27 protein-coding genes are annotated in these 26,193 nt (G+C 63.3%); 14 read left to right on the top strand and 13 right to left on the bottom strand.

The window, feature by feature from the left end:
• Positions 1-7: 7 nt before the first annotated feature.
• The 3 genes from AC56QQ_RS00625 to AC56QQ_RS00615 all read right to left on the bottom strand — a co-directional run bounded on the left by AC56QQ_RS00625 (position 8) and on the right by AC56QQ_RS00615 (position 3,330).
• Positions 8-1,279, bottom strand: a complete 1,272-nt coding sequence (locus AC56QQ_RS00625; protein ID WP_497125148.1) for an LLM class flavin-dependent oxidoreductase — start codon at positions 1,277-1,279, stop codon at positions 8-10.
• A complete protein-coding gene (locus AC56QQ_RS00620) occupies positions 1,276-2,289 on the bottom strand; it encodes an LLM class flavin-dependent oxidoreductase (protein ID WP_497125147.1) in 1,014 nt (337 codons plus the stop codon). Before AC56QQ_RS00620 ends, AC56QQ_RS00625 begins: the two co-directional genes overlap by 4 nt.
• A 120-nt stretch (positions 2,290-2,409) precedes the next feature.
• Positions 2,410-3,330, bottom strand: a complete 921-nt coding sequence (locus AC56QQ_RS00615) for a LysR family transcriptional regulator (RefSeq protein ID WP_497125145.1) — start codon at positions 3,328-3,330, stop codon at positions 2,410-2,412.
• Positions 3,331-3,466: 136 nt separating this feature from the next.
• Between AC56QQ_RS00615 and AC56QQ_RS00610 the strand changes: the two genes are divergently transcribed.
• The 6 genes from AC56QQ_RS00610 to AC56QQ_RS00585 all read left to right on the top strand — a co-directional run bounded on the left by AC56QQ_RS00610 (position 3,467) and on the right by AC56QQ_RS00585 (position 9,207).
• Positions 3,467-4,684: a urate hydroxylase PuuD gene (locus tag AC56QQ_RS00610; protein ID WP_497125144.1), complete on the top strand. Its 1,218-nt coding sequence runs from the start codon at positions 3,467-3,469 to the stop codon at positions 4,682-4,684.
• 2 nt (positions 4,685-4,686) lie between these two features.
• On the top strand, positions 4,687-6,000 hold the full coding sequence (gene guaD, locus AC56QQ_RS00605) for a guanine deaminase (protein WP_497125143.1): 1,314 nt from the start codon (positions 4,687-4,689) through the stop codon (positions 5,998-6,000).
• Positions 6,001-6,078: 78 nt separating this feature from the next.
• Positions 6,079-6,582, top strand: a complete 504-nt coding sequence (locus AC56QQ_RS00600; RefSeq protein ID WP_497125142.1) for a heme-degrading domain-containing protein — start codon at positions 6,079-6,081, stop codon at positions 6,580-6,582.
• Positions 6,579-7,844, top strand: a complete 1,266-nt coding sequence (locus AC56QQ_RS00595; protein WP_497125141.1) for a glycerate kinase type-2 family protein — start codon at positions 6,579-6,581, stop codon at positions 7,842-7,844. Before AC56QQ_RS00600 ends, AC56QQ_RS00595 begins: the two co-directional genes overlap by 4 nt.
• A 122-nt stretch (positions 7,845-7,966) precedes the next feature.
• Positions 7,967-8,581 (top strand): hypothetical protein, encoded by a 615-nt coding sequence (locus AC56QQ_RS00590; RefSeq protein WP_489859024.1) that lies wholly within the window; start codon positions 7,967-7,969, stop codon positions 8,579-8,581.
• Positions 8,578-9,207, top strand: a complete 630-nt coding sequence (locus AC56QQ_RS00585; RefSeq protein WP_497125139.1) for a hypothetical protein — start codon at positions 8,578-8,580, stop codon at positions 9,205-9,207. Before AC56QQ_RS00590 ends, AC56QQ_RS00585 begins: the two co-directional genes overlap by 4 nt.
• Positions 9,208-9,220: 13 nt before the next feature.
• On the opposite strand, the gene AC56QQ_RS00580 is transcribed toward AC56QQ_RS00585, so the two are convergent.
• The 4 genes from AC56QQ_RS00580 to AC56QQ_RS00565 all read right to left on the bottom strand — a co-directional run bounded on the left by AC56QQ_RS00580 (position 9,221) and on the right by AC56QQ_RS00565 (position 14,816).
• Positions 9,221-10,690, bottom strand: a complete 1,470-nt coding sequence (locus AC56QQ_RS00580; RefSeq protein ID WP_497129257.1) for a UdgX family uracil-DNA binding protein — start codon at positions 10,688-10,690, stop codon at positions 9,221-9,223.
• 2 nt (positions 10,691-10,692) lie between these two features.
• On the bottom strand, positions 10,693-11,928 hold the full coding sequence (locus AC56QQ_RS00575) for a putative DNA modification/repair radical SAM protein (protein ID WP_497125138.1): 1,236 nt from the start codon (positions 11,926-11,928) through the stop codon (positions 10,693-10,695).
• A gap of 87 nt (positions 11,929-12,015) precedes the next feature.
• A complete protein-coding gene (locus tag AC56QQ_RS00570) occupies positions 12,016-13,422 on the bottom strand; it encodes a glutamine synthetase family protein (RefSeq protein WP_497125137.1) in 1,407 nt (468 codons plus the stop codon).
• A gap of 11 nt (positions 13,423-13,433) precedes the next feature.
• Positions 13,434-14,816: an aspartate aminotransferase family protein gene (locus AC56QQ_RS00565; RefSeq protein ID WP_497125136.1), complete on the bottom strand. Its 1,383-nt coding sequence runs from the start codon at positions 14,814-14,816 to the stop codon at positions 13,434-13,436.
• Positions 14,817-14,973: 157 nt separating this feature from the next.
• On the opposite strand from AC56QQ_RS00565, the gene AC56QQ_RS00560 reads away from it, so the two are divergent.
• On the top strand, positions 14,974-15,426 hold the full coding sequence (locus AC56QQ_RS00560; protein WP_497129255.1) for a hypothetical protein: 453 nt from the start codon (positions 14,974-14,976) through the stop codon (positions 15,424-15,426).
• Between the two features lie 25 nt (positions 15,427-15,451).
• On the opposite strand, the gene AC56QQ_RS00555 is transcribed toward AC56QQ_RS00560, so the two are convergent.
• From AC56QQ_RS00555 to AC56QQ_RS00540, 4 genes are all read right to left on the bottom strand, one after another.
• Positions 15,452-16,261: a hypothetical protein gene (locus AC56QQ_RS00555; protein ID WP_497125135.1), complete on the bottom strand. Its 810-nt coding sequence runs from the start codon at positions 16,259-16,261 to the stop codon at positions 15,452-15,454.
• Positions 16,262-16,361: 100 nt separating this feature from the next.
• The gene (locus AC56QQ_RS00550; RefSeq protein ID WP_497125134.1) at positions 16,362-17,336 is read right to left on the bottom strand and encodes a WD40 repeat domain-containing protein; all 975 of its coding nucleotides are present in this window, start codon (positions 17,334-17,336) and stop codon (positions 16,362-16,364) included.
• Positions 17,314-17,688, bottom strand: coding sequence for an Imm45 family immunity protein (imm45, locus tag AC56QQ_RS00545; protein WP_489859031.1), 375 nt, complete (start codon positions 17,686-17,688; stop codon positions 17,314-17,316). The genes AC56QQ_RS00550 and imm45 overlap by 23 nt, the downstream gene beginning before the upstream one ends.
• Before the next feature lie 9 nt (positions 17,689-17,697).
• Positions 17,698-18,747, bottom strand: coding sequence for a CobW family GTP-binding protein (locus AC56QQ_RS00540; RefSeq protein WP_497125133.1), 1,050 nt, complete (start codon positions 18,745-18,747; stop codon positions 17,698-17,700).
• A 210-nt stretch (positions 18,748-18,957) separates the two neighbouring features.
• On the opposite strand from AC56QQ_RS00540, the gene AC56QQ_RS00535 reads away from it, so the two are divergent.
• Complete coding sequence (locus AC56QQ_RS00535) at positions 18,958-19,689, top strand: intradiol ring-cleavage dioxygenase (protein WP_497125132.1); 732 nt, start codon at positions 18,958-18,960, stop codon at positions 19,687-19,689.
• A gap of 213 nt (positions 19,690-19,902) precedes the next feature.
• Positions 19,903-20,373 carry a MarR family winged helix-turn-helix transcriptional regulator gene (locus AC56QQ_RS00530; protein ID WP_032921461.1) on the top strand — a complete coding sequence of 157 codons (471 nt, stop codon included), beginning with the start codon at positions 19,903-19,905 and terminating at the stop codon, positions 20,371-20,373.
• A gap of 24 nt (positions 20,374-20,397) precedes the next feature.
• On the opposite strand, the gene AC56QQ_RS00525 is transcribed toward AC56QQ_RS00530, so the two are convergent.
• On the bottom strand, positions 20,398-21,270 hold the full coding sequence (locus tag AC56QQ_RS00525; RefSeq protein ID WP_497125131.1) for an AraC family transcriptional regulator: 873 nt from the start codon (positions 21,268-21,270) through the stop codon (positions 20,398-20,400).
• A 51-nt stretch (positions 21,271-21,321) separates the two neighbouring features.
• Between AC56QQ_RS00525 and AC56QQ_RS00520 the strand changes: the two genes are divergently transcribed.
• The 5 genes from AC56QQ_RS00520 to AC56QQ_RS00500 all read left to right on the top strand — a co-directional run bounded on the left by AC56QQ_RS00520 (position 21,322) and on the right by AC56QQ_RS00500 (position 25,368).
• Complete coding sequence (locus AC56QQ_RS00520; RefSeq protein ID WP_497125129.1) at positions 21,322-21,729, top strand: DUF2000 family protein; 408 nt, start codon at positions 21,322-21,324, stop codon at positions 21,727-21,729.
• Between the two features lie 198 nt (positions 21,730-21,927).
• On the top strand, positions 21,928-22,812 hold the full coding sequence (locus AC56QQ_RS00515; RefSeq protein WP_497129253.1) for a DMT family transporter: 885 nt from the start codon (positions 21,928-21,930) through the stop codon (positions 22,810-22,812).
• 66 nt (positions 22,813-22,878) lie between these two features.
• On the top strand, positions 22,879-23,901 hold the full coding sequence (locus AC56QQ_RS00510; RefSeq protein ID WP_091580953.1) for a LacI family DNA-binding transcriptional regulator: 1,023 nt from the start codon (positions 22,879-22,881) through the stop codon (positions 23,899-23,901).
• Entirely contained in the window at positions 23,898-24,881 is a 984-nt protein-coding gene (locus AC56QQ_RS00505; RefSeq protein ID WP_497125128.1) for a 2-hydroxyacid dehydrogenase, read from the top strand. Before AC56QQ_RS00510 ends, AC56QQ_RS00505 begins: the two co-directional genes overlap by 4 nt.
• An 82-nt stretch (positions 24,882-24,963) precedes the next feature.
• Positions 24,964-25,368, top strand: coding sequence for a hypothetical protein (locus AC56QQ_RS00500; protein ID WP_497125126.1), 405 nt, complete (start codon positions 24,964-24,966; stop codon positions 25,366-25,368).
• Here AC56QQ_RS00500 and AC56QQ_RS00495 read toward each other — a convergent pair whose 3' ends face one another.
• Positions 25,369-26,142 carry a gamma-glutamyl-gamma-aminobutyrate hydrolase family protein gene (locus tag AC56QQ_RS00495; protein ID WP_497125125.1) on the bottom strand — a complete coding sequence of 258 codons (774 nt, stop codon included), beginning with the start codon at positions 26,140-26,142 and terminating at the stop codon, positions 25,369-25,371.
• Positions 26,143-26,193 lie beyond the last annotated feature (51 nt).

Below are 26,193 nucleotides of genomic sequence, written 5' to 3'. Positions count from 1 at the left end.
CGTTGCGCTACATCGGTCGCTTCAATCCGAGATGCTCGCGCAGTGTTCGGCCTTCATAGTCCTTGCGGAACAGGCCGCGTCGCTGCAGTTCCGGCACGACCAGCGTGGCAAAGGCATCGAGTTCGCCCGGGAAGTAAGAAGGCATGACGTTGAAGCCGTCGGCGGCACCTCCCTCGAATCGCGCCTGCAACGCGTCGGCGACCTGGGCCGCTGTTCCGACGATGCGCCAATGGCCCCGCGCGCCGGCGAAATGGCGGGCAAGCTGACGAATGGAAAGGTTGTCGCGGCGCGACTGCTCGATGACCAGCGCTTGCCGGCTCTGCATGCCTTCGCTGGGCGGCAACTCCGGCAGCGGCCCGTCGATCGGATAGCGCCACAGATCGGCGATGCTGAGATAGCTGGACAGCAGCGCAACGCCGACATCGTCGGGAATCAGTTCCTGCAATTCCTCGTATTTTTCCCGGGCTTCCGCTTCCGTTTCCGCCACCACGGGCGCTACGCCCGGCATGATCTTGATGTCGTCCGGCTCACGCCCATAGGCTGACAGACGCCCCTTGAGATCGTCATAGAAGGCCTTCGCTTCCTCGAAAGTCTGCGCCGCCGTGAACACCACGTCGGCGGTGCGGGCGGCAAGGTCGCGGCCCACATCCGAGGCGCCGGCCTGAACCATGACCGGCGCGCCCTGCGGCGAACGCGGTAGGTCGAGCGGATCCCGAACCGAAAAACTCTGGCCATCGTGACCGGATCCGGAGGCCCCGTCGAGCTTGCCGTGCCAAAGACCGGTCACCACCTCGGCGAATTCACGCGCCCGCACGTATCGGTCGGCATGGGGCTTGAGGCCGGTCGAGCCGAAATTGGCGGCCTCGATCGGGCTGGCCGAGGTAACCAGGTTCCAGCCGGCACGGCCGCCGCTCAGATGGTCGAGCGACAGGAAGGTCCGCGCCAGCCCGTAAGGCTCGTTGTAGCTTGTCGAGGCGGTGGAGACGAGACCGATGCGGCTGGTCTGCACCGCCAGCGCCGACAGCAGACTGATGGGCTCGAAACCGATTGAGCGTGAGGTCTGGCTGGCGAGGCCGACATTGGCCTCGCGCAGGCCGGCGGCATCCTCGCAGAAGATCATGTCGAACTTCGCCGCTTCCGCCGCGCGCGCCAGCTGGATGTAATGGTCGATGTCGATGCCGGCCGTCACATGTGCCTTCGGGTGACGCCAGGCTGCGATGTGATGACCCGTCGCCCAAAGGAAGGCGCCGAGCTTCATCTGGCGGGACGCGGCGGTCATCGGTCACCTCCGCCGCCAAGTCCGAGATGCGAGCGCAGCGTCGCTCCGCGATAGCCCGCTCGAAAGAGGCCACGCCGCCGCAACTCCGGCAAAACCAGATCGACGAAATCGTCGAGCGCTGAAAGCTGTGGTGGCATGAGGATGTTGAAACCGTCGCAGCGTGTCGAGCGGAACTGTTCTTCCAATTTGTCGGCGAGGGCGGCCGGCTTACCATCGGCGACGGGCGAGACATTCATCAGCACCTTCACGGCATCCGGGTCCCGCCCACGGGCGGCGACGCGGCGCTTCAGATCGTCATGGCGTGCCTTGGTGTCTTCCGCCGACCGTTCGTCCAGCAGGAGCACATCGGCGGCGCGGGCGGCAATATCCATGTCTGATATCGACAGATCGGACAGCACCAGCACCGGCATGTCTTGCGGCGATCGCGCGACGTTCAACGGGCCACGCACGGAAAAGAACTCGCCCTTGTGGTCGAGCAGATGCATCTTTTCAGGATCATGGAAGCGGCCGCCGCTCTTGTCGAACAGCAGCGCGTCCGCGTCCCAGCCGTTCCACAAGCCTTGAACGATGCCGATATACTCCTCCGTGCGGCGGCGGAAATCGTCTGATGAAAACCCCTCAGTCCGGCTGAAATTGGCCGCTTCGCGTGGCGCCTGCACCATTGTCGCATGCCAGCCGGCGCGGCCGCGGCTGATAATGTCGAGCGAGGCGAAACGGCGCGCCAGATTGTAGGGCTGGTGGGCGACCGTCGAGGCCATTGCGACGAGGCCGATCCTGCTTGTTACCGTCGCCAGCGCGGCCAGTAAGGTCGTCGCTTCGAAGGGCATCTGCCGGTTCGCCGTTTCACCGCCGGAAGCCGGCGCGGCATCGGCAAGCAGCACCATGTCCAGCCCGGCGGCTTCTGCCTTTTGTACGAACCGCGCCAGACGATCGAATTCCGGCTCGGGTGATGGATCGGCGGTTCCCGGAAGCGGCGAAACGGCAAGATGCATTGTGGCGCCGTTGTCCATCGATGGTCCCTGCAACACGAAATCGATCGGAACTATGTTCGCCGCTTCCCGGGATGGCAACCGCCGGCACTGGGCCAACTGCCGGTCACTTGCCGGCCAGCTATCACTTTCGGCCAGTCCCTATTTGCCAGCAAGCAGATCGTTGATCAGCCGCTGGCAGCGCTCGGCCATGAAGTCGAGCAGCAGCCGCACTTTCGGGTCCTGCAGCTTCTTGTGCGGATAGACGGCGGCAAATTGCACCGGCGTCGGCGGCGTGCTGCCCAGGATGACTTTCAGCCGCTGGTCGCGGATGAATGGCTCCACCTCGAAGCGCGGCTTGTTGATGATGCCGCGTCCGGACAGCGCCCAGCCGGTCAGCACATCGCCGTCGTCCGTATCATACGGACCATGCACCTCGAATTTCTGCGGGCCGGTGGGGGTCTGCAGCGTCCACACATATTCGCGCGCGCCGGAATAGCGCAGCATCAGGCAGTCGTGCTTCTTGCCGATCAGTTCCTGCGGTTCCGTCGGCTCGCCGCGCGCCTCCAGATATTTCGGTGCCGCCACCAGCACGCGTTCACATTCCATGATGCCGCGCATCCTGAGGCTGGAGTCCTCGATGATGCCGAGCCGGAAGGCGACGTCGATACCTTCCTTCATGATGTCGACATTGTGGTCCGAGAGCCTGAGCCGCACCTCGATGTCAGGGTATTTGTCATGGAAATCCGGAATGCCCGAGGCCACCAGCCGCCGGCCGAGGCCCAAGGGTGCGGTAACGCGTATGGTGCCGCGCGGCTGGCCGGACAGCGCCGAGACCGCCGCTTCCGCCTCGGTGATCGCCTCAAGCACCTGCTTGGCGCCCGAGTAGAAAACCGTGCCGTGCTCGGTCGGCATCAACTGCCGTGTCGTGCGGTTGAACAGCCTGACACCAAGATGCTTCTCCAATTCCTTGATGCGGTTGGAGGCGACCGCAGGCGAAATGCGCATGTCGCGCCCGGCCGCCGACAGATTGCCGAGTTCGACGACACGAACGAAGACGGCGATGTTGTCGAGATAGGCCATGCGGTTTCCTGGCTCTCATGTGGCTGCGTGGGAACAGCCTAGTATTTTCCATTTTTTTTGAAAGTCATCGTGCACCTCGCCTCTTTCCGTTTGCGCTCCAGCCCGTAAAGTCGCGTGATCGGCAGGGACGACTTCAATGATGGATTTCGCGATTTTCTGGGAATGGCTGAGCTTCGCCGTGCGCTGGCTGCACGTCATCACCGGTATCGCCTGGATTGGCTCGTCCTTCTATTTCGTCGCGCTCGATCTCGGTCTGCGCCAGCGCCCGGGCATGCCCGTCGGCGCCTTTGGCGAGGAATGGCAGGTGCATGGCGGCGGTTTCTACCACATCCAGAAATATCTGGTGGCGCCGGCCGAGATGCCCGAGCACCTGACCTGGTTCAAATGGGAATCCTACGCCACCTGGCTGTCCGGCTTTGCCATGCTCTGCGTCGTCTACTATGCCGGGGCCGATCTGTTCCTGATCGATCCCAATGTACTTGCGATGTCGGTACCGGTTGGCATCCTGCTGTCGATGGCAACGATCGGTGTCGGCTGGGTGGTCTATGATCTCCTGTGCCGCTCGCCGTTGGGCAAGAGCGACACCGGCCTGATGCTGGTGCTCTACTGCGTGCTGGTGTTCATCGCCTGGGGGCTGACCCACCTGTTCACCGGCCGCGCCGCGTTCCTGCATCTGGGCGCCATCACCGCCACGATCATGTCGGCCAATGTCTTCATGGTCATCATCCCCAACCAGAAGATCGTCGTCGCCGACCTGATCGCCGGCCGCAAACCCGACCCGAAATACGGCAAGATCGCCAAGCAGCGCTCGCTCCACAACAACTATCTGACGCTGCCCGTTCTGTTCCTGATGCTGTCGAACCACTATCCCTTGGCGTTCGGCACTGAGTTCAACTGGGTCATCGCCTCGCTGGTGTTCATCATCGGCGTGCTGATCCGGCACTATTTCAACACCGTGCACAAGCGTGCCGGCAACCCGCATTGGACCTGGCTGGGCGCCCTTGTCCTGTTCATCATCATCATCTGGCTGTCGACCGCGCCAAAGGTGCTGACGGGCGAACCTAGGCAATCGGCGGCGGCGCAGATCTACGTTGCCTCTGCGCATTTCCCGGCCGTGCGCGACACCGTGCTCGGCCGCTGCTCCATGTGCCACGCGGCGGAGCCGGTCTATGAAGGCATCTACCATGCCCCCAAAGGCGTGGTGCTCGACACCGACGCCGCTATCGCCAACCACGCCCGCGAAATCTATCTGCAGGCCGGCCGCAGCCACGCCATGCCGCCCGCCAACGTCTCGCAGATCACCGACAAGGAGCGGGCGCTCTTGGTGGCCTGGTTCGAAGGCGCGGGAAAGTAAGCATGATCTCGACACTTCTGCGCGGCCGCACCCTGTCCTTTGTACGCTGGCCCGAGACCATCGATGACCATTCCGCCTGGCGCTACGAGGAGGATGGCGGCCTGCTGATCCGAGATGGCAGGATCATCGCCGCCGGCGCCTATACGCAAGTCGAAAAACAGGCTGGCGAAGCGGCGAAACGAATCGACCACCGGCCGCATCTGCTGCTGCCGGGCTTCATCGACGCTCATGTGCATTTCCCGCAAATGCAGGTCATCGCCTCCTACGGCGCGGAGCTGCTCGACTGGCTGAACACCTACACCTTCCCGGAAGAGACGAAGTTCGCCAACGCGCAGCATGGTCGCCGCATCGCGCGGCTGTTCCTCGACGAGATGGTGCGCCACGGCACCACGACGGTTGCCGCCTACTGCTCGGTGCACAAGGCGTCGGCCGAAGCCTTCTTCGCCGAGTCGCATGATCGCAACATGCTCAACATCGCCGGCAAGGTGATGATGGACCGCAATGCGCCCGACGGCGTGCTCGACACGCCGCAGTCCGGCTATGAGGATAGCAAGGCGCTGATCGCGCAATGGCACGGCAAGGGACGGCAGCTTTATGCCATTACCCCTCGCTTCGCGATCACCTCATCGCCGCAACAGATGGAGATGGCCGGCGCGCTGTGCCGCGAACATCCCGACCTGCACATGCAGACGCATCTGTCGGAAAACCATGCCGAAATCGCCTTCACGCAGGAGCTCTATCCGTGGTCGCGCGACTACACCGACGTTTACGAACACTACGGGCTGTTGGGGAAGAAGAGCCTGTTCGGCCATTGCATCCATCTGTCCGAGCGTGAGGCGGATGCGCTTTCGCGCAGCGGCTCGGTGGCGGTGTTCTGCCCGACCTCCAACCTGTTCCTCGGCTCCGGCCTGTTCGACTATCAGCGCTTTCGCCGCCGCGACAAGCCGATCAGGATCGCCGCCGCCACCGATGTCGGCGGCGGCACCAACTATTCCATGCTGCGCACCATGGACGAGGGCTACAAGGTGATCGCGCAGAACGGCGAGAAGCTCAACCCGTTCCAGTCCTTCTGGCAGATGACGCGCGGCAATGCCGAGGCGCTGTCGGTGGCGGAAAAGATCGGCACGCTGGACGAAGGCACTGATGCCGATATCGTCGTGCTGGATGCCAGGGCAACACCGGCGATGCGGCTCAGGATGGAAACGGTCGAGACGTTGGCGCAGGAACTGTTTCTTTTGCAGACGCTCGGCGACGACCGCGCTGTGCGCGAGGTCTATGTGGCCGGGCGACCGGCCAAGGCCGACATGGCGATTTAGAACACTGCGACGTGTTCCTCGCTTGACCCGGCGGCAACCATCGGCCAAAGCGTGCGGCGAAGTTGACAGGGGAACGACATGGCCGTTGCTGACGACATCGCTCTGATCAAGAGACAGGAAGAGGTTCTTGTCTTTCCAGCCTTCGATGAGGCGGTTGCCTTCAAGATCGGTTCGGCCATCCGCGACCGCGCGCTCGCCGGGAACCTGCCGGTTATCGTCGACATCAGGACCTTCGACCGGCCGCTGTTCTATGCCGCGATGCCGGGCTCGAACGCCTCCAACCCGGACTGGGCGCGGCGCAAGATCAATGTCGTCAGGCGGTTCCTGAGAAGCACCTACCGCATGGCGCTTGAGCAGCAGCGCCCTGACCGCACCTTCAAGGTCGGTGAAGGCCTCGACATATCGGACTTTGTACTGGCCGGCGGCGGCTTTCCGGTCACGGTCAAGGGCGCCGGTGTCATTGGCGTGATCGCGGTGTCGGGCCTGCCGGAGCGCGAGGATCATGGCGTGGTGGTCGATGCGCTTTGCGCCCATCTGGGCATCGATCGCCAGGAGCTTGCGTTGCCGCCGGAAGCAAAATGACCGATATCGAGCCCAAGGCCTTCCTCACATCCATTTTCAACGCTGCCGTCGCTGCTGCCGATCCTGAGCGGACCATCCGCGATCATTTGCCGGCGAAGCCCAAGGGGCGCACCATCGTCATCGGCGCGGGCAAGGGCTCGGCGCAGATGGCGGCGGCTTTCGAGAAGGTCTGGGACGGGCCGATCGAAGGGCTGGTCGTCACCCGCTATGGCTATGGCGCGACTTGCGAGCGCATCGAGATCATCGAAGCGGCGCATCCGGTGCCGGATGCCGCCGGGCTTGAGGCCTCGCGACGCCTGCTCGAAAAAGTCCAGGGGCTGACAGCGGATGATCTGGTCGTGGCGCTGATTTCCGGCGGCGGCTCGGCGCTCTTGCCGTCGCCCGCCGGCAGCCTGACGCTGGCCGACGAGATCGCGGTCAACGAGGCGCTGCTCGCCTCCGGCGCGCCGATTGCGGCGATGAACACCATCCGCAAGCATGTTTCCACCATCAAGGGCGGCCGGCTCGCCGCGGCCGCCTGGCCGGCCAAGGTGGTGTCATTGGTCGTATCCGACATCCCAGGCGACAACCCCGCGCTGGTCGCCTCCGGCCCGACCGTTCCCGATATCGGCAGCCGCGAGGACGCGCTCGCCGCGATCGCCACCTACGGCATGAAGCTCCCGGCCGCGGTGATGGCACATATCAGTTCGCCGGCCGCTGATGCGCCAAGTCCGGATGATCAGCGCTTTTCACGCAACGAGGTGCACCTGATTGCTTCGGCCGGTGTGTCGCTGGAAGCGGCGGCAATGGAAGCGAAACGGCAAGGCATTGAAGCTGTCATCCTCTCGGATGCCATCGAGGGCGAGGCGCGCGAGGTCGGCGGCGTGCATGCGGCAATCGCGCGCGAAGTGGTGACGCGCAATAGGCCATTCCCAAAGCCGGTGCTGATCCTGTCCGGCGGCGAAACAACCGTGACCTTGCGTGCCAAGGGCAAGGGCGGCCGCAACTCGGAGTTCCTGCTCGCCTTCGCCATCGGCATCAACGGCATACAAGGCATCCACGCGCTGGCCGCCGACACGGACGGCATCGACGGTTCGGAAGACAATGCCGGCGCCTTCGCCGATGGCTCGACTGTTTCGCGCATGCGCGCAGCGGGTGTCGATGCCAAGGCGATGCTGGCCGGCAACAATGCGTGGACAGCGTTCGACGCCATCAGTGATCTTTTCGTCCCCGGCCCGACCGGGACGAATGTCAATGACCTCAGGGCGATACTGATCCGATAGCTAAACCGCGGATGCGGATGGCACCAACTCGCCGCCTTTGTTGGCCCCTTGAATTACGCCGTCCTCTGGGGCAGGATCAAAGAGGCTTGGGTGAGCTTCTCGCCCTGGAATGGACCTGAGGCATGGTTCCCTTCATTAATGAAAGACGCGACGCGACCAATGTCAAGGAAGTGGTCTGCATCGCAATACTGAGTGTACCTGCATTCCTTGTGGTCAGAAATTTCACTGATACCCAGGTATACTCGAAGTATTTGACAGGAAATTACGAGCTGATAGCGCAGACGATAGACCCAATCGGATATTTCGCGGTTTTTGGCCTTATCTATTTTCTGTATAGCTCCTATATTTGGCGTCTTTTTTCGCGCTTGAATCTTTTCGATCTTCCGATCATCGACGGCGTCTGGGAAGGCACGATAACGGCCGAACAACTGCCGCAACCGATCCCGATGACCATGAACATCCGCCAGACGCTCAACAAGGTCGACATGGAATCGGTGTCCGGCGGTAACTTCACCAGCAACGCTGTGCTGATGGCATATGATCAGGACAGCGCGGGCAAGAGCCGCATCAAGTATCTCTACCGGTGCATGAAGGACGGCAAGAACGATCACTACGGAACGGCGGTTCTGACCTTCCTGAATCGCGGCAGGGCCGAGGGATGGTACTACACGGATGCGAATTCGAAACAGGGTGCCGGCTACTCGTCGAAGGGAACGATCCTGTTGACCCGTAAATGATCTCCTTCAGACCGGAAGCTTGTATCATTGCCCGGAACATAGAGGTCTCGTTCCTGTTTCCCGAGCCGGCAACCGCCGCGATCCATGCGTTTCTCGAGCAGCGCCTCCAGCGCTACCATTATCGGCGATACGAAATTGTCGACGCGTATTTTCAACTGCAGCATGAGGACAAGACCCCCGTCCTCATGCGCAGGCGCGTGGAATTGGCCGGCCATGGGCAGAAGGCGGTCATTATCGCCCCCTGCGGCGCCAATCGATATCTGATCGCTCCGGACACGCCCGAACTGACGGTGGCTGCGGAAAAGCCCGTACTCGATGTCAGAAAGGAACGAGACGACTGGACCTACAGGCTGGGCGCCCGCCTCGGCGGGCGGCACTACGGTTCTTTTGCGCGTGCATCTATCGATATTCGCGAGACAGCCGCGCTGCCGGCAAGCAGACTTCTACGGACGTTTCCCGGATACAACGCAATCGAGTTCGAATATGCCGGCATAGGAAAGCGCGACTGCGGGGCCCTGATCGACAGCTTCCTTGCGTTTTGCCAGTCGTCCTCGATTGAAACCGGCGCCCGAATTCGCGGAGCGGCCCATCGCATGGAAATTTTAACAGGCTCCAACGAAACCTGAAAAGGCTCTGGAGTCACGCGACCATCAGCCGCTTCACCTGCTTCATGTCGTGCAGGAACCGCTCCCGTTCGGCGTCCTTGTCCGCGGGCTCATGGATGCGCAGGATGAAGGAGGGATGGATGGTGACGAACACGCGCAAGCCGTCCTCGCGCTCGATCACCTGGCCACGCATCTTTGTCACCGGGATCGCCTTGCCCAGCAGAGACAGTGCGGCCGTCGCGCCGAGCGCCACGGCGAGATCCGGCTTGATCAGCGCGAATTCCCTGTCGATCCACCAGCGGCAGGCCTGAACCTCGCCGGCATTCGGCTTGGAATGGATGCGGCGCTTGCCGCGCGGCTCGAACTTGAAGTGCTTGACCGCATTGGTGACGTAGACTTTCTGGCGGTCGACGCCCGCGTCATCCAGTATGGCGTCGAACACCTTGCCCGCTGGACCGACGAAAGGTTTGCCGGCAAGATCCTCCTGATCGCCCGGTTGTTCGCCGACGAAGACCACCCGGGCGTCAACGGGTCCTTCGCCGAACACGGTCTGAGTCGCGTCGCGCCAAAGCGGACAGCGGCGGCAACCCTTCGCCGCCTCCCGCAACTCGGGAATGGTGCTCGCATCATCCTCTCCCGGCGCCTCCGTTGGCTCGCGCTTCGGCCAATGCCGTGCCTGCACCTTGGCGTGATGCGGCGCTGGCGTCGTTGGCATTCTGGCAATCATGGCTATGGCGGCCTTATCCGCTCCTGCTATCAGCTCTGGAATGAGCGAGGCCTCGGGAAGGTTCCGCCAATATTTCTTCGGCATCTCCTTCTGCATGGCCTTCACCTTCAGCCGCGCCGGATTGAAGATGTTCTCGAAATAGGTCCGCCACAGCGCCTCGGTGTCGTCCTGCGCCGGGGCATCACCCCTGGCGGCGCCCGGTCCGATCGCCAGCCTTTCGCCATCCCAATCGGCGGAGGCGTGCGGTGTCAGGATCGTCCAGCGCATGCCGGTGAAACGCCTGACGAAGAAATCCGCGTTGCGCTCGACGATGAAATGGTCGGGTTCGAACCAGGCAACATAGCGCTCCTCGTCGCCGTCACCGATCTTCCGGAAGCGCACGAAGGCATGCATCTTATGACAGTCACGCCGTACCGCCTTTTCCATGGTTTCGAGGCGCCTGGTGTCGGGATCCGACGCAATCGCCAGCAGCTTCGGCTCGGTGCGCAGCCGCCACAGCAACCGGTAGAGAAAGGCGAACCGGGTGGGGTCGGAATGGCAGAAGGCTGTCTCCGCATGCCCGATGAACTCGCGCGGCACCACAAGCTGCTTGCCCCCTGGCACAGCCGGCAAATCGCTCGGCGGCTGGTCGGAATCGGCCGTCACATGCCAGCTGATATCCTCGGGACTGACTTCGTTCAGCGCCAGCCGGCGTGCCGCGTCGCGCCAGCCGGCGAAATCGGTCTCGCTGTCGAGCCGTACATTGTATCTGGCAAGATCGAACCCAGCCGGCTGCATGGTCAAAACAGCGACAGTTGTTCGCAAGACCGTACGATCGTGCCGCGCAGACCCGCCTTGTCGGTGAGCGCGCCCGGAGACCACCCTTCGGCGATGATGAACGGCCGCAATTTGGCGATCGACTGGCAAAGCCGCCCAAGATCTTCGAGCCGCATGCGCCGATGGCGGCGGGTCTCCAGGATTTTCGCCACCACCTTGGTGCCGAGGCCCGGCACGCGCAGCAGCACTTCTCGGTCGGCGCGGTTGATGTCGACCGGGAACTGTCCCCGGTTGCGCAGCGCCCAGGCCAGCTTTGGGTCGATGGCGAGGTCGAGCATGCCGTCGCTGCTGCCGGCCAGGATTTCCGGCTGCGAAAAGCCGTAGAACCGCATCAGCCAGTCGGCCTGATAGAGCCGGTGTTCGCGCAGCAGCGGCGGCTTCTGCAATGGCAGGGACGACGACGAATCCGGGATCGGGCTGAAGGCGGAATAGTAGACGCGTCGCAGATGGTAGCTGCCATAGAGCCGCGCGCTGGTGTGCAGGATGCCGTCGTCGGATGTCTTGTCGGCACCGACGATCATCTGCGTCGATTGCCCGCCCGGCGCAAACCGTTCGCGTTTTTTGGTCCGCAGCGTCGGCTCGGCTTTTTCTTCCATCTTCCGGCGCAGCCTGGCCATCGAGAGGCGGATCGTTTCCGGCTTCTTTTCCGGCGCCAGCCTCTTCACGCCTTCGTCGGTCGGCAGCTCGACATTGATCGACAGCCTGTCGGCATAGAGGCCTGCCTTCTCGACCAGTTCCTGCGAACTTTCCGGAATGGTTTTCAGATGAATGTAGCCGCCGAACTTCTCGTCCAGCCGCAGCCGCCGCGCCACCTCGACCATCTCGCCCATGGTTTCATCGGGCGAGCGGATGACGCCCGAGGACAGGAACAGCCCTTCGATATAATTGCGCCGATAGAAATCCATGGTCAGCTTCACCACTTCGTCGACGGCAAAGCGGGCGCGCCGTACATTGGACGACGAGCGGTTGATGCAATAGCTGCAATCGTAGATGCAGAAATTGGTGAGCAGGATTTTCAGGAGCGAAATGCAGCGGCCATCCGGCGCGTAGGAATGGCAGATGCCCATGCCTTCGGTCGAGCCGATGCCGCCGGACTTCAGCGAATCGCGCTTGGCCGAACCCGATGACGCGCACGATGCATCATATTTGGCGGCATCGGAGAGAATCGCCAGCTTTTCGTGAACAGTGAGTGCGGACATGTGTTCATGATATGTTCCAGGCGACCGGCGCGCTACCTCATTTGATGGCGGCGGCGAAAAAGTGATCGCCACCGGATCATTCAGCCATCAGACTTCGTGCAGATAGAGATGGTAATCCAGTTCGCTGACCGTGCGCGCCACGCGCAGATATTCGGACTGCTTGATCGCCACGAAGGTGCGGTGCAGGTCCTCGCCGAGCGCCTCTTTCAGGAACGCCGAACCCCTGGCCGCTTCGATCGCGGCGCGCCAGTCGACCGGCATCGTCGTGCGCGTGACCGCTGCCTCATAGCCATTGCCGGTTGTTTCCGGGCCGGGATCGAGACCTTCGTCGAGACCTTTGATAATGCCGGCGAGCACGGTCGCCGCGATCAGATACGGGTTGGCGTCGACGCCCGACGGCCGGTGTTCGATGCGCCGGTTCTTGGCATCGCCGGCGGGCACGCGCAGCGCCACCGAGCGGTTGTTGACGCCCCAGGTCGGCGCCACCGGCGCATAGGATTGCGAGACGAAACGCCGCCACGAATTGGCGTGCGGGGCAAACACCAGCATCGATTCGGCCATCGTCTGGATCAGGCCGCCGAGCCCCTGTAGCAGCGGCAACGACCAGCTCTCGCCGCCGGATTCGGCAAAGACGTTTCGGCCGGCTCTGTCCTGCAACGAGACGTGGAAATGCATGCCCGAGCCGGCATATTTCTCGATCGGCTTGGCCATGAAACAAGCGGTGACGCCATGGCGGCGCGCCTGCGCCCGCACCAGCCGCTTCAGCATGACGAGATCGTCGGCCGCCCGCATCACATCCTTGCGGTAGTGCAGCGTCAATTCGTACTGGCCAGGCGCATACTCAGAAATGACGGTCTCGGCGGGGATGCCTTGTGCCTTGGCCGCGGCATAGATGTCGGAAAACAGCGGTTCCATGCCGTGCAGATGATCGACGGAATAGACCTCGGTCTTGCCCGAGACGCGACCGTCGAGCACGGCGCGCGCCGGCTGCACCTTGCCATCGGCATCGCGCTCATTCGCCAACAGGAAGAATTCGAGCTCGAAGGCGCCGGCCGGATAGAGGCCCTTGGATGCCAATATGTCGACCTGCCGGGCCAGCGCCAGCCGCGGATCCGACGACATCGGCCGGCCGTCGAGCATGTACATCGCCATCAGCAACTGGCCGCGCGGCGGGTTTGTGCCGTAGAGCGGGACCAGCGTGCCGGGGATCGGCCATGCCCTGAGATCGCCGTCGCCGGTCGTCCAGATCAGCCCGGTCTCGTGCACATCCTCGCCGGTGATGTCGAGGCCGAGAATGGAGATCGGCATGTGGCGGCCGCCCTCGAAGATGCTTTTCAACTCGTGCCGGCGCACGATCTTGCCGCGGCCGACGCCATTGGCATCGGTCAGCACGATATCGAAGGCTTCGATCTCGGGATGAGTGTCGAGAAAGGCTTGCGCCTCGGTGGGCGAGGACCCCGAAGGTGAGCTCACGATGGCATTGGGATTGTCCATGGCCGTTTGTCTCACGCCGCAAGCTTTGCCGCAACCGCGCCGAAGGCGGTGATCAGCCGGTTGACCTGGGCGCCGGTGGTCGCCGGCGAGATCAGCATCATGTTGTGGAAGGGGGCGATCAGCACGCCGCGATTGACCAGCGCGACATGGATGGCCGCCTCCAGTTCCGGCGCATGCGCCACCTCCGCCTCGGCACCATTCCGCAAGGGCCCAGGCGCGCAGATGAACTCGACGCGGGCGCCGACGCGGGCAACATGCCAGGGCAGGCGGTGGCGGTCGATCACCCCGGTCAGTCCGGCATCGAGCCGCCGCGCCAGATGATCCATGCGGTTATAATTCTCAACGGTCATCACCTCTTCGAGCGTGGCGCGCATCGCCGCGAACTGCAGCGGGTTGGCTGACAGGGTCGTGCCCATGCCGGAATAGCCGGGTTCCTTGCTCCTGTTGTAGGCGGCATAACGCGAGGCGACGTCATCGCTCATGCCCCAGACGCTCGCCGGCACACCGCCGGCGATCGGCTTGCCCAGCACGAACAGGTCCGGCTCCAGCCCATATTTTCTGGTATAGCCGCCGGGGCCGGTCGAGATCGTATGCGTCTCATCGATCAACAGCAGCGTGCCGGCCGCGCGCGTCAGTCTTCGCAGCGCATCATGGAAGCCCGGATCGGCCAGCACCATGCAGGAATTGGTCAACACGGGCTCGGCGATGACGCAAGCCACGTCCTTGTCCCTCAGGGCGGTTTCCAGCGCGGCAACATCGTTGAACTCGATCACCTTCGCCGTCCGGGTCAGGTCGCGGAACTCGCCCGCCAGTCCCGGCCGGTTGACCGGCTTGCCATCGATCAGCCGCACCATCGTCTCGTCGACCGAGCCGTGATAGCAGCCGTTGAAGACGAGGATCTTTTCGCGACCGGTGACGGCGCGGGCAACGCGCAGCGCAAAGCGGTTGGCATCGGTCGCCGTCGTCGCGATCTGCCAGAACGGCAGGCCGAAGCGCTGCTGCAGCAGCGGTCCGATGGCGAGCGCGTCTTCCGAAGGCAGCATATAGGTCAGCCCACGTCCGGCCTGGCGGCGGATGGCGCGCGCCACCGGTGGCGGCGAGTGGCCGAACATCGAGCCGGTGTCGCCAAGGCAGAAATCATCAAGCCTGATACCGTCGATGTCGGTGATGGTTGCGCCTTTGGCGCTGTCGACCAGGATGGGAAACGGCGTCGGCCAGTCGTTCATCCAGTGCATCGGTACGCCGCCGAAGAAACCCGGCAGGCCGTTGCCGACCTTCGCTTGCGATCGCGGCCGCGCCTTGCGGAAGGCCTCCCCTTCGGTCTCGCGCAACTCGGCAATGCGGTCGCGGCCGATGCCGCCGATGGATGTGCTTGAAGTGTCGCTGCTGTGCATGGAAACCCCTCTCGTCCGTCACTCTTAGCCAATCCGTGTCCGCGACCGCAATTGGCCGCGCGTGCGCCCTGCATTGGCTCAGCCGCCAGCGGCGGCGCTTGACCCGGTTGGCGAAGTCGGCGTCAATGCGGACGGGCAATGGGCGGCGTGGGGGAAAATGCGGTCGATCATCTGCGGTTTGGGGCTGTTCCTGTCGGCCGGCACGGCCTTCGCCACCGGCGGCATCTGGTGTTCCGTCGACGATGCGGCGGTGAAATTCCAGGTCGATGCCGGCGTCACCACGGGTATGGGCGGCCCGACCTTCAATTTTCGCGGCGACCTCGAAATCAAGGCAAGGCCCGCCGGCGATGAATTGCGCAGGACGGTGTTCGAGAATTCCAACCTTACCCAGTACTGGCTCGACAACAAGGAACTGCGGCTGAACATCTACCGCGAGCATCAGGTCGCAAACACCTACAGTTCCGTCGAACTCACGATCCTGACCAAGGCCAGCGACGAAGGCGTCTATGACGGACAGTACAAGCTTGCCGTCTACGACAGCACGGCTGACAAGGACGGCGACGGCAAACCGGCAAATCTGAGCGGGACAGTATCCTGCGGCGCCGAATAGATCGATCGGATGCGGCAGCGCCGCATTATTTCCGGGAGGTCACCGACGGATCGACGAGATTGATCTTTTCGCCGGGCGGAAAGCCGAACACGCGTTCGAAGTGCTTGGGGCCAAGCAGCAAGGCTGCCTGATCGATCAAATGCTGGTTGCGCGCATTGATCGTTTCCGCGCTTGGCGGCGCAAAGCCCGGAATTCGCTGCGCTGTGAAATTCTGCACCTCGCCCTTCAGCGACAGAAGCTTGGCCAGCAGTTCTGGTTCCTCGTCGCCGAGCACCGATCGTGCGTGCTCCTCGAAATCGTCGGGCAATCCTTGCATCTTGGTCACTCCGCCTGCCCCACCGGCCACCAGCGCACTCGTTCCCAGGCAATGCTGGATCTTGCTGGCCCATGCCGCGTGCCGCAGCCCATAGGTTCCATATAGGAAGCTGCTCGCCCCATAACCACGCGCTTTCTTCACCGTCAGCCGCGTCCCGGTGGTCGCGTAGAGCACCTGATTGGCAAGCTGGTGGCAGACGCCATCGATGCCGTAGATCAGTATGGTTCCCTGGGCGGCGGGAACTGTCGCCGAATCCGCATTCGACTGGACCAGGCATCGTGCCAGCGCCAGATGCCCGGACTGCTTACCGAGAGTTCCCGTCGGATTGCCGGGCGTTCCACCGGTTGGATGATAGCTGCCCCAACAGAACCAATAGTCCTTGCCGGCGGCGGCGACAGCGGCCGCATTGGCGTAGTGGTGCTGCTGGTTGTCGTAGGTGGTGACCCAGGTATGGTCGACCGGCGAGCCGCCGACGAATGCCGGCGTCGCCCAGGCATGAAGCGTAATCGTGCTTGGCAAGGTCTCCTCCCATCGGAAGCTTGTCCAACGGAAAAAGGATGCGCTCAAGACGGGCAGCGCGCAAGCATGGTGTCGCGTTTGACCCCGATGGCGCGGGGTTTCAGGCTGAAATGTCGATGACGCCGCAGTCGCCGGCGGCACTGCCGAAGGCGACGCGGCGTTCTTCCTTGTCCCACATCATCGAGGTGATGGCGCCCTTGCCCGGTCGCCGCAACAGCACTTCCTTGGCGTCGGCAAAACGCACCGCCATCACCATGCCGTCGTCATAGCCGACGGCGACGACATCCTGGCTCGGGTGGCAGGCGACCGCGGTCACCATGGCATTGCCGCGCGTGCCAAGTTCCAGCGGCGCCTTGCCCATTGGCCCGTCCTTGCCTGAGAACGGCCAGACGATCGCCGCCGGTGCACCGGAACTCGCCAGCCACTTGCCTTTCACGCTCCACGACAGGCTCTTGACCTTGCCGGGATAGCCGGTCATGCGCATGTGCTTGCCGTCGGCGAGCTTCCAGCCATGCAAGGCGTTTTCCTGCATCGTGGTGACGAGGAAGGCGCCGTCGGGCGAGAAGGTGATGCCGGTGTGGGCGCCCGCCCATTCGAGTTCGACCGGCTTGCCCTCGGCGGCGGGGAAATGCAGCGTCGCGCCATTGTAGCGGGCAACGCCGAAGCGCATGCCCTTGGGCGAGAAGGCCAGCCCCTCGACCGAGCGCGGATGGACGAATTCCCGGGTCTTGCCGTCGGCGAAGCGCACGAAGGCCGTCTTGCCCGTCGCATAGGCGATGGCGCCCTGCGGCCCGGCGGCGACGCTGGTGACCCATTTCTTGCCGGCGCTTGCCAACTCGGCGGCATTGCCGCCTGCAGTAACGGCAAACACCTTGCCGTCCTCGCCGCCGGTGATCAGCCGGTCACTGGCCGCGTCATGGAAGGCGGCGAGCAGCCCGTCATTGGCCTGAATTGTCTTGTGGCCATGGTCGAGCCGATGGACGGCACCGTCGGCCAGCGCGAAATGCGGCACGTCGCCGAGGAAGACAGCGGCGACGCAATGCCCTTCGAGATCAAGCGGGGCGACGGTCGGCATGGCGAGTTTCAACAGTCATTCGTTCGTTCCAGCGCAGGATGACGGTTCCCTCGATCGGAACCGGGCCGCCTTGATAGGTGAAGACGAACCATTTGTCCCAGTTTTCGATCAGCCAGGCTTTCGAAAGTCCAGGTTTTTTCTCGAACCGGCTTTCCTCGGGCAGCACCGCGAAGACCAGACCTGCCTTGTAACCGGATGCCACCATCAGACCGAGCCCGGTATCGTCTTCGCGGGGATCGAAGATCAGCAGATCGACTGGGCCGGAGCCCGGCCCGAGATCGTAATTGTCGCAAAGCCGGATAACGTCTCCGATGATCAGAAAATCATCGGCGAGATCGAGCAAACGCGGCATTGGTTGCGGTCAGCCAACCTGGCAGGCGTCGAAACTCTTCTTCAGCCGCTCGGCGTCGAGTTCGCGGCCGATGAATACCAGCCGGCTCTCATGTTTCTCGCCGTCCTTCCAGGCACGCTGGTGGTCGCCCTCGATGATCATGTGCACGCCTTGGATGACATAGCGCTCGTCGTCGCCCTTGAGCGCGATGATACCCTTCAGCCGCAGGATGTTCGGGCCTTCCATCTGGGTGATCTTCTCGATCCACGGGAAGAATTTCTTCGGGTCCATCTCGCCGCCGCGCAGCGATACCGACTGCACGGTCACGTCATGGATGTCGGAAGGATGCGCGTGATCGTGATGGTCATGCCCGTCATGATGGTGATGGTGGTCGTGATCATGATCATGATCATGATGATCGTCATGCGCTTCGAGGAAATGCGGATCGTTTTCCAGCGCCCTGGACAGGTCGAAGGCGCCGCGGTCTAGCACTTCCGACAGGGCGACGCCGGCTCGGGTAGTGCGGTGGATCTTCGCCGCCGGGTTGATGGCGCGGATCGTCGCTTCGACCTTGGCGAGCTCTTCGGGGGTGACGAGGTCGGTCTTGTTGAGCACGACGACGTCGGCGAAGGCGATCTGGTCCTCGGCTTCCTTGGAATCCTTGAGCCGCAGCGGCAGATGCTTGGCGTCGACCAGCGCCACCACCGCGTCGAGCCTGGTCTTGGAGCGCACGTCGTCGTCCATGAAGAAGGTCTGCGCCACCGGCACCGGATCGGCGAGACCGGTCGTTTCCACCACGATGGCGTCGAAGCGGCCCGGCCGGCGCATCAGGCCCTCGACCACACGGATCAGGTCGCCGCGCACCGTGCAGCAGACGCAGCCATTGTTCATCTCGTAGATTTCCTCGTCGGATTCCACGATCAGGTCATTGTCGATGCCGATTTCGCCGAATTCATTGACGATGACGGCGTAGCGCTTGCCGTGGTTTTCCGACAGGATGCGGTTGAGCAGGGTCGTCTTGCCGGCGCCGAGATAGCCGGTGAGAACGGTTACGGGAATCTGCGTCTGTGCGTCGCTCATGGCTGCCTCGAAGAATTTGGGCCTCGAAAAATCCGGCCGTCGAAAAGGGATTGTCGGCTCCATATAGGATGTGTGCCGCTCTTTTGCACGAGGCAAACCGATGGGCCAAACAGGCTTGCCGCCATTGCCTGATTTTCATTGGCGACAGCGGCTGTCACAACCTGGATCAGGACACGGGAGGCAATGCGCAGCCAATTCGAGAGGCACGATATGTCCGGTAAGCCATCCTCTTTCCTGCTGAGCCGGCGCAAGGCGCTAGGCCTCATCGCGGTGACCGCCGGCGGTGGTGCCTTCCTGCCGGCCGCCGCAGTGGCCGCCCAGTCTTCGCCCTATGCCGGATTGGCCCTGTTCGAAACCGGCGCCGGCGTCTGCACCATTACGCCTGAGGTGACCGAGGGACCGTTCTATTTCGATCCGAAGCTCGAACGTGCCGATGTTACCGAGGGCAAGAAGGGCATCGCCCTCACCGTCAGGCTGCAGGTCGTCGACGCGGCCTGCCGCCCGCTTGCCGGCGCCCGTGTCGACATCTGGCATTGCGACGCGCAAGGCGCCTATTCGGGCTACCCGGGACAAGGCGACGGCAGGGATGCCGACACGTCGGGCCAGGCCTTCCTGCGTGGCTGGCAAAGGACCGACGCCAGCGGCATCGTTTCCTTCGCCACCATCTATCCCGGCTGGTATCGGGGCCGCACCACCCACATCCACTTCAAGGTCTTCCCGGATGACAGTTCGGTGATGACCGGCCAGTTGTTTTTCCCCGACAGTCTCAGCGAGCAGATCTTCGCCACCGTCGCGCCCTACAATGACCGGCCCGGCAAGCGTGATACGTCGAACGCCAGCGACGGCATCGCCAGGCAGGCCGGACCGCGGTCGCAGGCGGCGCTGCGCGAAGTGGCGGATGCCTATCAGGCGCTGATGATCATTGCGGTGAAGCCCGGATGAGCGGTCCGCTCCGGAACTTCGCCTGCGGCGAAAACTCCGGCCACGAAACTCGTTTGTCATCTAACTGAAATAATCATCTGGCATTAGCCACGGCGGACACCGCAATGCTTGCCGGCAAAGCTGTTTGGGACGCCGGATTCTTTTTATCGTCGATTGCCAACCGGCCGGCAGCTTCTATGCTGCCCGCACCGGTACGGCCGAAGAGGGATGACCATGGCCAAGGCGGACAAGACTGCGACAATGAGCCGGCTGCATTCGGCGGCAAGGCTGGCAAGAACCGCGCTGGCGGCGCGGCTTCTGGCGCACGGTTTTTATGCCGGCCAGGATCAGATCATGCTGGCGCTCGACCGTGAAGACGGCCAGACGCCGGGCAATCTCGCTGGCCGTCTCGGCGTGCGCCCGCCGACCATCACCAAGACCATCAACCGGCTGCAGGCCCAGGGTTTCCTGGAAAAGCGCGCCTCGTCGGCCGATGCTCGCCAGGCGCATATCTTCCTCACCGACACCGGCCGCGACATTATCCACGCCATCGAGAAATCGGTGAAGAAGACCGAAAAGCAGGCGCTGAAGGGCCTCGACAAAAAGGACCAAAAGGCACTGTTCAAGCTGCTTGCCCGCATCGAGGCCAACCTCTCGAACGAGGAACTGGTGTTGATCGACGACGACGCCGAGTCGGACGAATGATCGGCTGATATCCCGGCGCAACGATCAGGCCGCCACCGCGGCGGATCCATGGATCAGCGACGACCAGCGTCCCGGCGTCATGCCGAACGCCTTCTTGAATTGCCTGATAAAGTGGCTCTGGTCGCTGAAGCCGGCCTCGATGGCGATCTGCGCCAATGGTTCGCCGGTGGCGATCATCCGCCGCGCGCGCTGAAGCCGGCGCATCACCAGGAAGCGATGCGGGCTGGTCGAGAAGGCGGCGCGGAAATGCCGTGACAAGGCATAGCGGTCGAGCCCGGTGATCGCCTCCAATTCGCCGGAATGCACGGGACGGGCGAAGTTTTCCGCGAGATAGTCACGCGCAAGCGTCGCCGCCCGCCACGCCGTCCTCGCGATCGGCTTGGCCGGCTGGCCGGCGTGCCGGGTCAGGCTTTGCATCAGTTGGGCGAGGAAGTCGGCAACGAACAACTCATCGAGTTCCTGTTCCAGCGGCCCCAGCGCCGAAAGCAGTGTTGTGCAGAAGGCGCCGTCCGTCACCACGCCGTCCCGGACGAACGGCAGTGATGCACCACTAAGGCAGTCGAGCATCAGCGACGGCTCCAGGTAGAGCATCCTGTAGCGCAGGCCGTCCTCGGTGCCGGCGCCGCCATCGTGTAGCTCGTCAGGATGCAGCACGATGATCTGGCCAGGCAGGCTGTGGCGTATTGCGCCGAGATAGCGAAATGTCTGCACGCCATGCAACGTCACCCCGATCGCATAGGTGTCGTGGCGATGCAACTCGAAGGCGCTGCCATGGAACCGTGCCTCGATCCTCTCCATGCCGGCAGGATCGGGGGCGGAGATGATGCAGTTTTCCGCCGCATCAACGCACAAACGTCCAAGACCCTCGAAGGCCTGGCTGCCTACATCGTGCGACATCGTCTCCTTCAGCCTCGAAATCGGGGCGCAACCTCGAATGGTCAATGTCACATGTTCGATACCAAGTTTGCAATCGTGCTCAGGGAGGATCTGCCGGTCTGGCAGAAACTCAACGTCACCGCTTTCCTGACCAGCGGCATCATCGCCCAGTTTCCGGACATCATCGGCGAGCCCTATCGCGACCGCGTCGGCAACCACTACAATCCGCTGTCGATCCAGCCGGTCATCGTGCTGTCGGCCGACCAGGCGACGCTGGGCACGATCCACCGGCGCACGCTGGAGCGCGGTGTGACGACATCGCTCTATGTCGAGGAGATGTTCTCGACCGGCTTTGACGCGGCCAACCGCGCCGTCTTTGCCGAATTCGCGCCTGAAGACGCCAAGGTGGTCGGCATTGCGCTCCGCACAGAGAAGAAGGTGGTCGACAAGATCACCAAGGGCGCCCGCATGCATGCCTAGCGTGGAAAGCTTGGACTAAGCCTGCCGGCCTCTATTGTTGTACCAGCCGGCTTTGGCGTGGCAGCGGGCGACAATTGGCTTGCCGGCAAGCGACAATTCCCGCAAAGGTGGGCTCCAGCCCAGCTTTTCCCCGGCCTGCAAGTGAGTGCTCCCCAAAGATATGTCGAAAGCGCGACGCCGCCGGTGGCGATCCTGTGCATGCTTTCCACCTATGTCTGCTTCACCTTCCTCGACACCAGCAGCAAATATCTCGTCCTTGCCGGCGTGTCGGTGCTGATCGTCGCCTGGGTGCGCTTTGCCGTGCATGTGGTGCTGGTTGGCGCGCTCCTGCGCGGCTGGCGCGAGCCGGCGCGGTTTCGCCCGGGCAGCCTGCCGGCACATGTCCTGCGCGGCCTGTTCCTGTTCGGCTCGACCATCTTCAACGTCCTGGCTCTGCGGTCCCTGCAACTGGCGGAGACGACGTCGATCTATTTCTTCGGGCCGATGGTGATCACGGCACTTGCCGGTCCACTGCTGGGCGAATGGGCCGGCTGGCGGCGTTGGCTGGCGATCCTGGCTGCCTTCGCCGGGGTTCTCATCATCACCCGGCCAGGCGTAGGTGTTTTCGGTGTCGGGCACCTCTTCGCGCTCGGTTCGATGCTGTCGAACTGCTTCTACGTCATCATGACGCGCCGCATGTCGGCGACCGAGACCTCGGAAAGCCTCATCCTGTTCTCGGCGCTCGCCCCGGCGCTGCTGCTTTTGCCCCTCCTGCCATTTTCATTCGCCCTGCCGCATGATGGCTGGCATTGGTTCGTGCTGCTCATGCTCGGCGTATTCGGCGCCGTCGGCCACTGGCTGCTGGTCCAGGCTTATCGGCTGGCGACGACCACGGCGTTGGCGCCCTATCCATATTCGCAGATGGTGTGGATGATCATTTCGGGCTGGATCGTCTTCAAGCAGTTTCCCGACCGCTGGACATTGGTCGGCGCCGTCATCATCGTCGCCAGCGGCCTTTACATCGTCCATCGCGAGCATCGGCTTCGGCTACGCAGCCGCGCTGCCTCGGATGTCGAGGCGGAAGCGCTGGCAAAAAAACTTTGATTTGCTCCCGATCGATGGCATAAGGCCGCCTTTAAACAGTTTAAATCGATTGGGGAGCACCAGGCGCTGGCACAGAAGATCAAGCTCTCGACGATCGCGGATGCGCTTGGCGTGTCCACGGCCACGGTTTCGCTGGCGCTGCGCGACAGCCCGCTGGTCGCGGGCAGCACCCGCGACCGCATCAAGGAACATGCCCGCGCCATCGGCTATATCTACAACCGTCGCGCCGCCAGTCTGCGCACATCGCGTTCGGGCATCGTCGGTGTCGTCGTCCACGACATCATGAACCCGTTCTTCGCCGAGATCCTGCGCTCGATCGAGAGCGAGCTCGACCGCAGCCGGCAGACCTTCATCCTGTCCAATCACTACGATCAGCTCGAGAAGCAGCGCACCTTCATCGATACGCTGCTGCAACTTGGCGCCGACGGCGTCATCATGTCGCCGGCCATCGGCACGCCGGCTTCCGACATTCTGATGGCCGAGGAGAACGGCCTGCCGGCGGTGCTGATCGCGCGCACCGTCGAGGGCGCCGACGTGCCGGTCTTCCGCGGCGATGATGCCTACGGCACCGCGCTCGCCACCAACCACCTGATCTCGCTCGGTCACAAGCGCATCGCCATGATCGGCGGCACCGACCAGACGTCGACCGGCCGCGACCGCTACCAGGGCTACCTCAACGCCATGGAGGCGGCCGGGCTTGAAGTCAGGCCGTCCTGGCGCATTGCTGGCCCGCGCACCAAGCAGGCGGGCTTCGAGGCAGCCGGGCAGTTCCTGGCGCTGAAGGACAAGCCGACGGCGGCCTGCTGCTGGAACGACCTCGTCGCCATTGGCCTGATGAACGGCATCGCGCGCGCCGGGCTGGTGCCGGGCATAGATATCTCCGTCACCGGCTATGACGATCTCGAAGAGGCGGCCATCGCGACGCCGGCGCTGACCACCGTCTGGAACGGCCAGCGCGAGGTTGGTCGCCGCGCCGCCAGCGCGCTGCTCGACAAGCTCAACGGGCAGACGGTGCGGCCCTCGCAGGAATTGATCAAGCCGGAACTGCATGTGCGCCAGTCGACCGGCAAGCCGGTGGAGCGCGCATGACCAAGGCCGAACAGCTGCAAGCGATCACCATATTGGTGCCGCGCGACTTCAGCGACCACGCGGTCGAGCGCATCGACCGAACGTTCAAATGCATCAGGATCGAGCGCGCCGATCCGGCGCTGGTCACCGACGAGATGCGTCGTGGCGTGCGTGGCATTGCCTCGTTCGCCGGTATCAGCGCGGCGATGATGGATGCGCTGCCCAATCTCGAACTCATCGCCTCCTTCGGGGTCGGCTACGATTCGGTCGATGTCGGCCATGCGGCCGCGAAAAACATCATGGTCACCAACACGCCTGACGTGCTGACCGAGGAGGTCGCCGACACCGCGATCGGGCTGCTGATCAACACCGTCCGTGACCTGCCGCGTGCCGAGACCTGGCTGCGTGACGGCAGTTGGCTGCGCAAGGGCAACTATCCGCTGAGCCGGCTGACCTTGCGTGGCCGCAAGGCCGGTATTTTCGGCATGGGCCGCATCGGGCAAGCCATAGCCCGCCGGCTGGAAGCGTTCGGACTGCCGGTCTCCTACCACAACCGGCGTAAGGTCGACGGTCTTTCCTACCAGTACCACCCGACGCTGAAGGCTCTCGCCGAAGCGGTCGATACGCTGATTTCGGTAGCGCCCGGCGGCGCCTCGACGGAGAAGGCGGTCAATGCCGAAATCCTGTCGGCGCTTGGCCCGAACGGCGTCTTCGTCAACATCGGCCGCGGCAGCACGGTCGATGAGGCAGCACTTGCGGCAGCACTTGCCAACGGCACCATCGCCGCCGCCGGCCTCGATGTCTTTGCCGACGAGCCGAACGTGCCCAAGGCGCTGCTCGACGCGCCGAACGCCTCGCTGTTGCCGCATGTTGGCTCAGCTTCCGACCACACCCGCCGTGCCATGGCCGATCTGTGCGTCGACAATCTGGTCTCCTGGTTCACCGAGCGCCGGCCGCTGACGCCGGTGCCCGAGACAGTGTATGTCAGGGCACGAAGCTGAGTGGCGGGCTGCCACATTTATTAACGTCAGTTTAACCCTTTGAAATCATTCTTCATCCTGTCAGTGTGCCTGGATGAACATGATGAAAGCGCTTTCAGCATTGATTGCCGCCACCACGCTGTTCGGCGGCGTTCAGCTGTTTCACGACGGCAGTGGTGAAAGTGCCGCCGACGAGGTCGCGCCGCCCAGCAACTACAGGCTGGTCGCCAATGGTGACGAGGCGGTCTGCGCGATCAGTCGCGGCGCCGCAATTTCGGATGGCCTGTCCCTGCTCACCGTCGCCTCGACCTGCCGTCGGCTCTTGCCGGGCATCGAGCGGGCAAAGTTCTGGCAGGAGAAACAGGACGGCACGGTCGCCTTCAGCGCCAACGGCATCGATCCGATCGTCACCTTCTCGGTTGCGGATGGTGACGGTTATGAATCCTATGCGCCGGCCACGCCGTTGCTGTCGCTTGCGGCCACCGGTGATTTGAGGCCTGGCGACTGATTATTCCGCCGCGGCGCGCGCGCCGGATCTCGCCGCCGCGTGCAGGCGCACCGCATCGCCGAAGGCGCGGAAGATCTTGGCCGAGTTGCCGTCCGACTTGACCCAGTATTCCGGATGCCACTGGACGCCGACGGCGAAGGCGCGAGCGTCCTTCACCGACACCGCTTCCACCGTGCCGTCGGTGGCGACGGCCTCGATCTGCAGGTTGGGGCCGAGCCGGTCGACGGCCTGGCGATGCACCGAGTTGACCAAAATGTCACCGGCACCGAACACACCCGCCAGACAGCTTCCAGGTGCGATCGTCACCTTCTGGCGGATGCCGAAACGTTCGTCCTGATTGTCGCTTGCCGGCGCGCGATGGTCGAGCGAGCCATCACGCTCATGGATTTCGGTGGCCAGCGTTCCACCCAGCGCCACGTTCATCTCCTGGATGCCGCGGCAGATGGCGAGCAGCGGCACGCCGCGCTCAACCGCCTTGCGGATCAGCGGCAGCGTGGTGGCATCGCGCGCCGGGTCATAGGGGCCGTTGGCCTCGCTGGCATCGCCGCCATAGAGCGAGGGGTGCACATTGGATTTCGAGCCGGTGACCATGACGCCATCGACCGACGACAAAAGTTCGTCGAAGTCGAGCCTGTCGCCGAATGATGGCACCAGCACCGGGAATACGCCGGCGCCTGCTATCGCCGCCTCCAGATATTGCTGCGGGGCGGCATGCCAAGTGTAGTTGTCGAACTGACGGACGTCGGTCGATATGGCGACGAGCGGCTGGTGCATTTTGGCTCTGTTTTCCATCTGGGCAAGGAATGTCCTGCCTCCAAAATAGGC

The organism is Mesorhizobium sp. RCAM 05099 (assembly GCF_059683685.1).
Note: the sequence above shows the minus strand (reverse complement) of the source record. Positions and strands in the feature narration are given on the sequence as shown.